This window comes from Pseudoalteromonas sp. TAE79 (assembly GCF_000498015.1).
GTDB lineage: Bacteria > Pseudomonadota > Gammaproteobacteria > Enterobacterales > Alteromonadaceae > Pseudoalteromonas.
The window spans coordinates 41463-54241 of record NZ_AUTL01000107.1 but is presented as its reverse complement, the minus strand read 5'-3'; the positions used below and the strand labels follow the sequence as shown (position 1 = coordinate 54241).

Here is a 12779-nt window from a genome sequence, read left to right as displayed (position 1 = left end):
TAGGCTACTAGCCCATTAAAACCTTACACCTTAAGCGTATAAATTAAATCGTCGTATAACTTTTCGCCTATTGTATGCACTTTAAAAAGTGTATCGGTATGGGTTAAGCCGCACTTACTAAGCACCTTTACAGAACCAATATTGCCACGCGTTACGACAGCTTTAAACTGCCTAATACCACATTCTTTCCAAGCCCAATCAATCACAGCTCTTAAAGACTCTGTCGCGTAGCCTTTATTAAAATACTCTGGCAATAATAAATAACCAAGCTCTGCGGTTTCTCCGTCATAGGCAAAGCCTGTAACACCCACTGGTTGTTTTGTTTTATTATTAATAATGAGTAAGCACAGTGGGTGGCGTGATTTAGTATTCCACTGAGGTAAGCGTATCTCAAAGCGGTTTCTTATCAGTGACTCCATTGGCATATCAAAACAATACTTAAGGACTTGAGGATCGCGATGAAGCGCTAGAAAAAGAGGCCAATCAGATTCTTCCATTTGGTACATGCTCAATCTTTGTGTAAATAATGTCATTAAGCTCCTCATTTAAATATTAAAAATCATAAAAAAACCGCATCTAAATGCGGTTTTTATAAACAGTAGAAACTTTATTCTTTTGTTTCAATCTCTTTAGTAACTTCAGGCTCAGTGACACTTTGCTCTTGTGGCTCAGTGCTTTGTACTTCAGGAGCTACAACCTCAACAGTTGCTGCATTATAAAAAGTAGTACCAGAGCTTGCCATTGTTACCAGTGACTCACATGGAGCAAAGTTAGCATCGCTGTTAGCTAGTGTAGACATATCAGAGCTTATTTTACTTGCGCCTAATTTATCCATATAGCTAAACGGGCCACCTAAAAATGGTGGGAAACCAATACCAAATATTGCACCAATGTCGCCATCACGAGGGCTTGCAATAATGCCATCATCTAAACAGCGTACTGCTTCGTTAAGCATTTTAGATACACATCGCTTAGCAATTTCGCTTTTGTTTAAACGTGGAGCTGGGGTAACACCCAATAGTTCGTAAACTGACTCATCAACCTTTTTGCCTTTTTTGTCGTATTCATAAAAACCACGACCGGACTTACGGCCAAGGCGTTTTGAATCAATCATACGCATAAATGCATCAGGGCCTTTAAAACGCTCACCTAATTCTTTTTCAAGAATTGGAGTAATTTTAGAGCCAATATCAATCCCTACTTCATCAAGTAGAGCCAGCGGTCCTACCGGAAAGCCAAACTCAACTAGGGCTGCATCAATCTTTTCAATTGGCTCACCCGCAAGCATTAAATTAGCAGCTTCGTTTAAGTAAGGCGCTAAAATACGGTTTACGTAAAAACCGGCCATGTCTTTTACAACAATTGGCGTTTTGCCTTGCTTACGTGCAAAGTTAACAACGCGAGCAATAGTCTCTTTAGATGTACCTTCGTGTGGAATAATTTCCACTAATGGCATTTTTTCTACTGGTGAAAAGTAATGTAAGCCAATTACATTTTCAGGACGTGCTGCCTGCGCTGCAATTTGCGAAATTGGTAATGATGACGTGTTACTAGCAAAAATTGTATTTTCTTGGCATTGCTGCTCTACGTCGGCAACCATACCTTGCTTAAGCGCAAGATCTTCAAACACAGCTTCTATTACTAAATCAATGTGTTTAAAGCCGCTGTAGTCTGTTGTACCTGTAATACGGTTCATTGTTAACTGCATATCAGCTTTAGACATAATACGGCGCTTAAGGCGCTTGTCTAAAATTTTGTAGGTGTAGCTCATTGCATTACTAATGCCCTGCTCTGCTACATCTTTAATACGTACCGGCACTTTAGCTTTAACAGCACTTACGTGCGCAATGCCAGCGCCCATTAGTCCACCACCTAAAACAGCGGTTTTGCTAATTGCTGGTGCGTCATCATTGCGCCACTCTTTTTTCATTTCAGTGGTTGCAAAGAAAATACCGCGAAGCGCTTTAGATTCATCACTCATTACAAGTGTTGCAAAGCTTTCAGCTTCTGTTTTATACGCTTTTAGCTCATCAAGCTCTACACTAGCTCGCACTGCTTTAATAATAGCTAGTGGTGCTGGGTAGTGCCCGCCCGTTTTTTTAAGTACGTTTTCTTTAGCTTTTTTAAAGATAAAGTTACGACCAAACGGGTTTGATTCTAATAATTTACTAATATTGTCGAGCTTTGGCTCTTTTGCTTGTGGCTTTTTCTTCGCGGCAAATTCTTTTGCTACTTTTAAAAGTACACTGTGCGGTACACAATCATCAAGCACGCCTGCTTTTTTAGCTTGCTTAGGACGAATTTGCTTACCTGTTAGCATCCACTCTAGTGCTTTTTGAATGCCTACAATTTTAGTTAAACGCTGCGTACCGCCACCACCTGGTAATAAGCCAAGTTGTACTTCAGGTAAGCCAATTTTTGTTAAATCGCTGTCGGTACCAATACGGTAATCACACGCTAAAGCAAACTCTAAACCACCACCTAATGCAGCGCCATGAATGGCACTTACTGTTGTGTATGGCAGTTTTGTCATATCAAAAAATGCCTGATGGCATAGTTCGCTAATCGCTAAAGCATCTTCACGCTTTTGAACGCTATCAAGCATTTTTACATCGGCGCCTGCAATAAAGTTATCGCTTTTTCCGCTTATAAATACCATGCCTTTTACGTTTTGCGATTTAGCGTCTTCTAATAACGCTTTTAAGTCATCGGCAAAACTACTGCGCAGGGTATTCATTTTCTCCCCTGGCACATCAATCGTTACTACGGCAATTTTGTTTTCATCTACCGCTAAATTAAATACTGAATCAGTCATTACGCGCTCTCCAATACAAAGGCTGCACCTAAACCACCAGCAGCACACGCTGTTGTTAATGCCAAACCGCCACCACGACGTTTAAGCTCGTGTAAGCTTTGCGTAATTAAGCGTGCACCTGTTGCTGCAAATGGGTGACCATATGCTAAAGAGCCGCCGTTAACGTTAAACTTATCCATGTTAATTTCGCCAATTGCTTTGCTGCGACCTAAATGCTCTTGTGCAAATTTGTCTGAGGCAAACATTTTCATATTGGCAAGTGTTTGCGATGCAAACGCTTCGTGCATTTCAATTAAATCTAAATCAGCAAGCGTAATACCCGCTCTATCTAGTGCAATAGGCGTTGAATGAGCTGGGCCCATTAACATGTCTTTTTCTACGCCAATTGCCGAAAATGCAAAGCTACGTACGTAACCTAGTATTTCATAGCCAAGTGCTTTTGCTTTGCTTTCGCTCATCATAAGTACGGCCGCTGCACCATCAGTTAATGGTGTTGCATTTGCAGCGGTAACAGTACCGTGCTGACGGTCAAAAACAGGTTTAAGCTTGGCGTAGCCTTCAACCGTTGAGTTTTTACGAATGTTGTTGTCTTCTGAAATAAAGCTTTTATATGGCGGTAAATGCGCCGTCATTACTTCATCTTTTAACTTACCATCAGCCCATGCTTGCGTTGCAAGTGAGTGAGAACGATGCGCTAACGCATCTTGATCTTCACGGCTAATGTTGTGTGTTTTAGCCATTTGCTCAGCAGTTTGCCCCATTGAAAGGCCTGTTGAGTACTCTGCAACTGCAGGTGGCACTGGTAATAAATCTTTTAAACGTAGTTTTGAAAATATTTTTAAGCGTTGACCAAGCGTACGCGCTTTATTTAAATCAACTAAGCTGCCTGCTAGCTTTTTACTAACACCGATTGGCAGTACTGATGACGAATCTGCGCCGCCTGCAATACCTACACTTACAGATCCCGCCATAATAGATTCAGCTACATTAGCAATAGCCTGAAAGCTGGTAGCACATGCGCGCGATACAGAATATGCATCAACCGATACAGGCATACCTGTGCCCAATACAATTTCACGTGCAATATTTGGCGCTTCTGGCATTTGTACTACTTGACCAAATACAAGTTGATCAATTTCTGACTTATTGAAATTTAATCGTTCAAGCATTTCGTTAACCACCAATTTACCCATATCAAGTGCTGGTACATGGTGAAACGCTGTTGCTTGTTTTGCAAAAGGTGTACGTAAGCCGCTAACGATGGCAATACGGTCGCCCTTTGGTGTTTTTAGTATGTTTTGCTCAGACATTTATGCTCTCCCGCTGACAGGTCTGACCTGTTTGTTTTCCTCGATTCTAAACAACCCGTGCCCTAAAGCCAATAGATAAACACAAATTTATATAAACAGTGTTTAATCACGACTATCACAATAGGCTTTTTTAGACGCATTTACAAAGTTTTGTGGTACGCTAAAAATCGTTAAAAAATAACGAACTATTTTAAAAAATACAGTCTAACTCTTGAGTTACCCAATTATAAACCTTATAAATAGGTCAGTATTTATCACCTAACACTATTAGGTACAAACCCAGCTGACGAGGACAGTCCACTTATTATGGCAGCTAACGCATTTTCACAATTAAAAACGTACTTAGATACACAAATCATTGGCCAGCCAGAGCTTACACAAGCGCTACTTATTGCTATTTTAGCTGATGGTCACTTATTAGTAGAAGGCCCTCCTGGGCTTGCAAAAACACGTGCAGTTAATGCACTTGCTAAAGGCATTGAAGGCTCATTTCAACGCGTACAGTTTACGCCAGATTTATTACCAGCTGATGTAACAGGTACCGATATTTACCGCCAACAAACTAGCGAGTTTGTATTTGAAAAAGGCCCTCTTTTTCACAACCTAATTTTAGCTGACGAAATTAACCGCGCACCAGCCAAAGTACAATCAGCACTATTAGAAGCCATGGCAGAGCGACAAGTTACCGTGGGTAAAAATACCTATCCGCTTAGCGAACTGTTCTTAGTTATGGCAACGCAAAACCCGCTAGAGCAAGAAGGCACATACCCGTTACCAGAAGCCCAACTGGATCGCTTTTTACTGCACCTAAGTATTGACTACCCTGGCGCAGAGCATGAGCTTGATATACTGCGTTTAACACGCGGCGAGGCGCTTAATGAACAACAACCAGTAATGCAAAAAATTAGTCAAAGCGATTTATTTGCAGCTCGTAAAGAAATATTAGGCCTTTATTTAGCAGAGCCGCTTGAGCAATATTTAGTACAACTTATTATAGCCACTCGTGAAGGCGCTAAATTAGATGCGCAACTAGGTAGCTGGATTGAGTTTGGTGCAAGTCCGCGTGCAACAATAGCACTTGATAAATGTGCTCGCGCCCACGCATGGCTTCAAGGCCGTGACTTTGTAGCACCTGATGATATTCAAGCTGTTGTGCATAACGTACTGCGTCATCGCATTATCTTAAGTTACGAAGCCCAAGCCGATGGCATTACTAAAGATCAAGTAATAAGCCGTATAGTTGAACTTGTAGCCGTACCATAAGTTATGCAAAAACAATTAGAAACCCAAGCATGGCTCAAACAGAGCCATAGCCACGGTGTTAATTTAGCACTCAAAGAGCTGATGTATTACAAAGCCAAAGCGCAATTGCTTGAACTTGCCCCTAAGGTAAAAATAAAAAATATCTTAACAGGACAATACCTTGCACCGCACAAAGGCCGAGGAATGGAATTTGCCGAAGTGCGACATTATCAGCAAGGTGACGATATTCGCTCTATTGATTGGCGAGTTACTGCGCGTACCGGCGAGACTCACACAAAGCTCTTTCAAGAAGAAAAAGAGCGCCCTGTGTTTGTGTTCACTGATTTTTCAAACTCAATGCTGTTTGGCTCAAAGTTACTGTTAAAGTCGGTGCAAGCTGCGCATATAAGCGCCCTTGTTGCATGGTCGGCGTGTCAGCGCGGCGATAGAATTGGCGGTATTGTGTTTAATCAGCACTCGCATTTAGAGCTAAAACCCAGCGCCCGTGAAAAAGCCGTGCTTAAGCTTTGTCATAATTTATGCGACAACCACCAGCAAGCGCTCAACAATATTGATAAAACAGCCCCTAACAACTTTAGCGATAACCTAAAGCGCCTTAATCATTTAGCAAAACCAGGCAGCTTAGTGTATTTAGTGTCTGATTTTAATGCTCTGGATGATGCCAGCTTTAAGCAACTCGAAATATTAAGCCGCCACTGCGAGCTCATTGGTTGCCACATAAGCGATCCGTTTGAGCATCAGTTACCTGCGTTTAAGCAAGCCGTTACTGTTAATGCAAATGGTCAAGACTTTGCCCTACCATTAATGGATAACAGCTTTAGAGAACGTTTTGCTAAAAATGCTGAGCAAGCATTTAGCGCACGCTTTAATCGCCTAACTAAATCGGGTCTTAATTTAATATCATTCAATGCAGCAACACCGCTTGAGCTGCAATTAGTGAGAAAATAACCATGCAAACCAATCCACTCGATGGCCTGCACGATATAATAGCGCCAAGCCAAGTTAATTGGTGGCCACTCGCCCCTGCTTGGTGGGTTATTATTGCACTGCTGTTTTTAGCACTGTGCGCAGCTATTTATATATTTTATAAAAAACATAAATTTAAAAAACCTAAACGCTACGCAATACAATTGAGTCAAAGTGAGCAAAACCCTCAGCAACTGCATATTATTTTAAAACGTTTAGTGATTGAATATTACGACAAGCGACTTGCTGCGCAATCTACCTCTAAATGGTGCACAACACTTAATACACTCACCGGTTTAAGCTTTACAGAACAAGAAATACTAAGCTTGTATAACCCTAGCCAAAAAGATACAACACTGTGCGAAAAATTTCGCCAAGGTATTAAGCAATTTAAAATAAAGGAGTCAGTAAATGTTTGAATTTAGCTGGCCATGGTTATTTTTATTACTACCCTTGCCTTTATTACTTTTACTATTAAAACCCGCAGCAAGTAATGCCAGTACGCGTTTACGTATACCCAGTTTTGCAAAGCACAATTTAACCAGCCAAAGCATCGAGCCACACGCACGACGTTTAAATCCTTTCGAATGGATAATTTGGTTATTACTTGTGACCGCCGCTGCCAATCCAACATGGTTAGATGAGCCAATTTCATTACCAAATGAAGGACGCGATATAATGTTAGCAGTTGACTTATCAGGCTCGATGACCGAACAAGACATGGCTTATAATGGCCAATATGTTGACCGCCTTACCATGGTAAAAGCTGTACTCAGTGATTTTATAGAGCAACGTCAAGGCGACAGGCTTGGGCTAATATTATTTGGCGACACCGCGTTTTTACAAACCCCGCTCACCCGCGACGTTAAAACAGTAAGTAAAATGCTCAGCGAAGCGCAAATTGGTTTAGTGGGGCGCGCAACAGCCATTGGTGATGCATTGGGTCTTTCGGTAAAACGCTTTGCCAATAAAGATGAAAGTAACCGAATTGTGGTGCTATTAACCGACGGACAAAATACCGCGGGCAATTTAAACCCAGAAGATGCTCTGCTGCTAGCTCGCGAGGAAGGTATTAAAGTGTACACCATTGGCGTTGGCTCAGATAATCCGCGCGGCTTTAGCCTCTTTAACATGGGTGGCTCTAGTGGCAGTAGTTTAGATGAAAGCTTACTTAAAAAGATTGCCGAGCAAACTGGCGGATTATACTTTAGGGCCAAAGATGTAGCAGGCCTTCAACAAATTTACGCAGAGCTTGATAAACTTGAACCTATTAGCGCTGATGAACAAACATTCCGCCCACAAAGCTCATTATTTTACTACCCGTTACTTATTGCCATTTTACTTATTAGCTTAAAAGTAATGCTTAGTACACTGCGTGCATTAAAGGAGCCAAACTAATGGATTTTGAATTTATTCGCCCCGCTCTTTTATGGTTACTCATACCTGCTGTGGCATTATTTTTTGTTGCCTTAATTAAGCATAAAAAAACCACCAGTGAGCAGCTAATTGCACCTCATTTAGCACAATTTATAATGAGCGAAGCAAATACTAAAGCCAGCCAGCCACTTTGGTTAGTTGCTTTGTTTTGCAGCCTTAGCATTTTATTTAGTGCTGGGCCTAGTTTTGAGAAAAAACAAGTTCCTGTATTTCAAAGTAAAAGTGCCCGTGTAATTGTTATGGATATGTCGTACTCAATGTACAGCACCGATATTTTGCCAAATCGTTTAATGCAATCACGCTTTAAAGCGCTTGATATGATTGAGCTATTTAAAGAAGGTGATACCGCGCTTGTAGCTTACGCAGGCACGGCCTATGTAATTTCGCCACTAACAAACGATGCCACAACACTCAGTAATTTAATTCCAAGCTTGAGCCCTGAAATAATGCCAGACAAAGGCTCAAACGTTTTAGCGGGTCTTGATATGGCCAAAGAGCTATTAACGCAAGCGGGTTATATTGATGGCGACATTATTTTAGTGACAGACGGTATTGACCAACAAGAACAAAGCGACGTGAGTAGCTTTACCAGTAACACCCAATATAGATTAAATATATATGGTGTAGGTACCGCTCAAGGCGCACCAATTAAGTTACCTGAAGGCGGATTTTTGAAAGACAGATACGGCCAAATTGTAGTACCTACAATTAATGCCTCTCAGCTTAAAAATTTAGCATCGAGCAGCGGTGGTAAATTTGCTAGTTACCAACCTAGCAATAACGACATCAATACGTTTGCCCCAAATGCGCAGAGTGAATTATTGAAAGACGAAAAACAAAGCCATGCGCTTTGGCGAATAGATGCAGGTATTTACGGACTCTTGTTATTACTGCCATTTGGTTTGTATTTATTTAGACGCGCTGCCTTGCTAGGCGCATTTTTAGCTTTTGGTTTTTTACCGCAGCAAAATGCGTATGCCGTAGAGCTCCCTACTCTTTTGCAAAATGCAGATCAACGTGCATTAGAGGCTTACAATAATAAAGAATACGATGCAGCAACACAGGCGCAATCGAGTGAGTTGAAAGGCGCGGCGCTTTACCAGCAAGGTAATTTTGATGCTGCACTTAATGAGTTTAGTAATGATAAGTCGGCTACCGGATTATACAACTACGGTAATGCCCTTGCCAAAGCTGGCAAACTTGAGGACGCAATTGAGGCGTACAAACAGGCCCAAACCTTACAAGATGACTTTACACAAGCAGCCGATAACCAAGCCTTAGTTGAGCAATTACTAAATCAACAAGAGCAACAAAACCAACAAGATCAGCAAAGCGACGGCGACGACTCTCAAGACCAAGATGAGAGTCAGAAAAAAGATGAGCAAAACCAAGGGCAAAATTCTGATGAGTCAAAACAGGATCAGCAACAAAATGGTGATAAAAGCGATTCTGAAAAAGGCGAAAACGAAAGTCAAAGTTCAAGCGATGAAAAATCTGATAAAGAATCAGATAAAGAGTCTGAACAATCAAAAGATCAACAAGGTGAGCCTGGCGAGCAATCAGATAAGCAAAATGAACCTGATATGCAAGCCCAGCCACAAAGCGAACAAAGGCAAAATAAAGACGCTGATCAGCCTAAAGAGGATGAGCAGCAACAAAGTAAGCCACAAGCAATAAGTGAGCAACCTGCCACTGATGAGCAAAAACAAAATGCTCAGCAACAAGCGATGCAAGCCCAAGCAAGTGAGCTCACTAATGAAGAAAAAGAAAAAGCACAACAGCTTAATCAACTACTTAGAAAAGTCCCGGACGATCCGGCTATTTTATTACGGAATAAAATGCAATTAGAAGCCCAAAAAAGACAATACAAACGTCGCCCTACAGGAGTCGAAAAATCATGGTAATGCGATTATTTTGCTGTTTATTGTTATTAAGTGCGATGCCTTCGTGGGCTGCCACCAAATTAGAAGCCAGCGTAGATAAAAATCCTGTATTAACGGGTGAATTTTTTATGCTTAATATATCGGTAGACGATACAGTTAAAGGCGAGCAACCAGACACCTCATCGCTGTTAAAAGACTTTGTTGTAGGCCCAACAAGCTTAAGCTCTCGTACCAACATTATTAATGGCAGCATTAATAAACAAACTACGTGGTCAGTTAAACTAATGACCCGCACAGAGGGTGATTACACGATACCGGCATTTAGCGTTGCAGGGTTAACCTCACAACCTATTAAATTAAAAGTGGCAAAACGCTCAGTTGATGCAGATAAAAATAACGAAATATTTTTAAAAACGTCGCTCTCAAGTAATTCATTATTTGTGCAAGAAGCCGGTGTTTACACTGTTAAGCTCTACCTTGCCAAAGAACTGCTTGATGGCAGCTTAAGCACACCAAGTATGGAAGATGCTCAGCTAACCCAACTAGGTAAACAAACTGAGAGTTATGAGCTGGTTGATGGCAAACGCTACCTTGTTATTACCCGTGAGTATTTGATTCAGCCACAAAAAAGTGGTGCCTACACGATTGCAGGCCCTGCGTTTCAAGGGCGAGTACAGCAAAATTACCGCCAACTGGAGGTATCTGCTCTTGGCGATGATCAGCAAGTAGAAATAAAACCAATCCCGAGTGACTATAAAGGTGCATGGTTACCAAGCGAATTGGTTAACCTTGATGAAGAATGGCAACCTAACGACAACACAGTAGAAGTAGGTACGCCTATAACTCGTACTATTACACTTACCGCGCTTGGAGTTACAAAAGAGCAATTACCTGAAATCTCTATGCCTACTATTGATGGCATACGCAGCTACCCTGATAAAAAAGAAAATAACAATGCAGTGCGAGACGGACGCGTTGTGTCGCAGCAAACGGCATCATATGCCTTACTGCCGCAAAAACCAGGTACTTATACTTTGCCTGAAATAAAGCTGCCTTGGTTTAATACCAAAATGAACCGTATTAGCTTAGCCACATTACCAAAGCGTACTATTACAGTAACGCCAAGTACTACCGCGCCTAATACAGCCATAGCAAACCCACAACCCAGCACAAATAATTCACCTACTCTTGAAAATATTTCGAATCAAGCAACTGGCACACAACCTATTGAAACTAAAAGTGATACTCCTCTTTGGTTAATAGTTGTTGCCGCTTTAGGGTATATTTTATGGATTGGTACTGTAATTTTTTACTTAATAAGCCGTTCTACTAAAAATACGACTGAAAAATTACAGCTAAACACCCGTGGTACTTCTCAGCCAAGCTTAAATGAGCTTAAAGCATTAGCCAAAACACACGATGTGAAAGCCTTTTACACCGCATTAAATAACTTTTCTGTAAAGGTGACCCATAAAAATGTTGGCGCGATTGATGAGCTCTGCATCCGCGTAAACAGCAGCGAGCTAAATGGTCTCATTAGCCAATTGCAGGCACAACTTTATAGTAATAAAGGCGCAAACACGGATCTTAATGCTATTATTAAAATCCTTGAGATCTATCAAACTCAGGCATCAAAGTCGCAACAAGCTGTATTAAAAGACCTTTATGATTAATAACTACGAACCTTAGGTCTTTTTTTGCAATAACTAATAATTTTTAATTAAAAAAGTGCTTATGCTTGGAAAGAAAAAATCAAACAATCAGGTCTTAATCGATATGGCAGAGAAACAAAAGCGTTATGAAGCCTTGGTCCACGTTTACAATAAAGAGCTTTATCGCTTTGCTTATTGGTTATGCCGTGATCCGCACATAGCAGATGATTTAGTACAGGAAACGTTTTTACGCGCATGGCGTTCACTCGACTCTTTACTTGATCAAAAGGCAGCTAAACCTTGGCTGCTTACTATATTACGAAGAGAAAACGCACGCCGATTTGAACGTAAACAGTTTGATTGCAGCGACGTAGAAAACGATACGCTTGTTGATGAAACCAGCCATTCATTAGACGATGAAATGGAACAAACGGTAATTCAACGCCAGATTGCACTGCTATCTGATGAATACCGAGAGCCATTATTACTGCAAGTTGTAATGGGCTGCTCTGGTGAAGAAATTGCAGGCATACTTAATTTAAATAAAAACACGGTAATGACTCGTTTATACCGTGCCAGAAATCAACTTAAAGAGGCTTTAAGCCGTGATGATGAACAACTTAAAGGGGCATCAAAATAATGGATGAACTTGAGTTTCGTCGCCGCACTATTGCGCAGCCAAACGACATTGACAAGGAGCTTATGGAGTTTGCTGACAATAACCCAGAGCGACAAAGTTTTATTAACGATATGAAGGGTTTTGATAAATTCATTCAAGATTCTTTAGATATACCTGTGCCTGAAAATCTTGCAGACCGCATTCTTTTAAACACATCGTTAAAAGAAAAAGCACTCCAAGAAGAACAAGCAAAAGGCAAAAACGTGGTTGATGCTCGATCGCGTTTTAAGTTTGATCGTGTACATCTTGCGTTAGCAGCGTCTTTTGTAGTGGCGATAAGTGCCTTCTTTTTTAGTACAGAGCAAAATATTGCACACGAAGCGGGTGAGCATGCGCTTGCCCATGTGTATTACGAAATTAATGCGCTTGATAAAAAAGAGCCCATTAGCCTACAAAGCGTCAACGACAAGCTTGCAGTATTAGGTGGTCACCTTGATGAGCTTCCTGGCGCTGTAACTTATGCCATGTTTTGTGATTTTAAAGGCGAAAAAGGACTGCATTTAATATTTGAGTCTGACTTTGGTCCTATGACGGTATTTATAGTGCCTTCTGAAAATAAATCATTTGGTTTTGGGGATGACAGCTTCCGCGATGAGCGCTTTGAAGGTCACATTAATCGTGGCTCACAAGCTGATACTATTTTAGTGGCAAGTCTTGGAGCACCTCTAGATACATATAACGAACGCGTTACTGGCGCAATTCGTTGGCTTTAAAATAGACAATTTTACCGCTTAGTTTCTACTGAGCGGTTTTTTGATTATATACTCACCAACA

11 protein-coding genes are annotated in these 12779 nt (G+C 41.1%); 8 read left to right on the top strand and 3 right to left on the bottom strand.

Annotated features, from left to right (window positions below):
• Window positions 1-23: 23 nt before the first annotated feature.
• From L655_RS0106340 to fadI, 3 genes are all read right to left on the bottom strand, one after another.
• Window positions 24-533, bottom strand: a complete 510-nt coding sequence (locus tag L655_RS0106340; RefSeq protein ID WP_024604472.1) for a GNAT family N-acetyltransferase — start codon at window positions 531-533, stop codon at window positions 24-26.
• Window positions 534-607: 74 nt separating this feature from the next.
• Window positions 608-2815, bottom strand: coding sequence for a fatty acid oxidation complex subunit alpha FadJ (gene fadJ / locus L655_RS0106335; RefSeq protein ID WP_024604471.1), 2208 nt, complete (start codon window positions 2813-2815; stop codon window positions 608-610).
• Window positions 2815-4125, bottom strand: a complete 1311-nt coding sequence (gene fadI / locus L655_RS0106330) for an acetyl-CoA C-acyltransferase FadI (protein ID WP_004335629.1) — start codon at window positions 4123-4125, stop codon at window positions 2815-2817. Before fadI ends, fadJ begins: the two co-directional genes overlap by 1 nt.
• Window positions 4126-4431: 306 nt before the next feature.
• Here fadI and L655_RS0106325 point away from each other — a divergent pair, with 306 nt between their 5' ends.
• The 8 genes from L655_RS0106325 (at window position 4432) to L655_RS0106290 (ending at window position 12718) form a co-directional block, all read left to right on the top strand.
• A complete protein-coding gene (locus L655_RS0106325; RefSeq protein WP_007377762.1) occupies window positions 4432-5388 on the top strand; it encodes a MoxR family ATPase in 957 nt (318 codons plus the stop codon).
• Window positions 5389-5391: 3 nt separating this feature from the next.
• Window positions 5392-6336 (top strand): DUF58 domain-containing protein, encoded by a 945-nt coding sequence (locus tag L655_RS0106320; protein ID WP_024604470.1) that lies wholly within the window; start codon window positions 5392-5394, stop codon window positions 6334-6336.
• Window positions 6337-6338: 2 nt separating this feature from the next.
• The gene (locus L655_RS0106315) at window positions 6339-6773 is read left to right on the top strand and encodes a DUF4381 domain-containing protein (RefSeq protein WP_004335624.1); all 435 of its coding nucleotides are present in this window, start codon (window positions 6339-6341) and stop codon (window positions 6771-6773) included.
• On the top strand, window positions 6766-7752 hold the full coding sequence (locus L655_RS0106310) for a VWA domain-containing protein (RefSeq protein WP_024604469.1): 987 nt from the start codon (window positions 6766-6768) through the stop codon (window positions 7750-7752). The genes L655_RS0106315 and L655_RS0106310 overlap by 8 nt, the downstream gene beginning before the upstream one ends.
• Window positions 7752-9695 (top strand): VWA domain-containing protein, encoded by a 1944-nt coding sequence (locus tag L655_RS0106305; protein ID WP_024604468.1) that lies wholly within the window; start codon window positions 7752-7754, stop codon window positions 9693-9695. The genes L655_RS0106310 and L655_RS0106305 overlap by 1 nt, the downstream gene beginning before the upstream one ends.
• On the top strand, window positions 9689-11347 hold the full coding sequence (locus L655_RS0106300; RefSeq protein ID WP_024604467.1) for a BatD family protein: 1659 nt from the start codon (window positions 9689-9691) through the stop codon (window positions 11345-11347). Before L655_RS0106305 ends, L655_RS0106300 begins: the two co-directional genes overlap by 7 nt.
• A gap of 61 nt (window positions 11348-11408) precedes the next feature.
• Complete coding sequence (locus tag L655_RS0106295) at window positions 11409-11966, top strand: sigma-70 family RNA polymerase sigma factor (RefSeq protein ID WP_033011540.1); 558 nt, start codon at window positions 11409-11411, stop codon at window positions 11964-11966.
• On the top strand, window positions 11966-12718 hold the full coding sequence (locus L655_RS0106290) for a DUF3379 family protein (RefSeq protein WP_024604465.1): 753 nt from the start codon (window positions 11966-11968) through the stop codon (window positions 12716-12718). Before L655_RS0106295 ends, L655_RS0106290 begins: the two co-directional genes overlap by 1 nt.
• Window positions 12719-12779 lie beyond the last annotated feature (61 nt).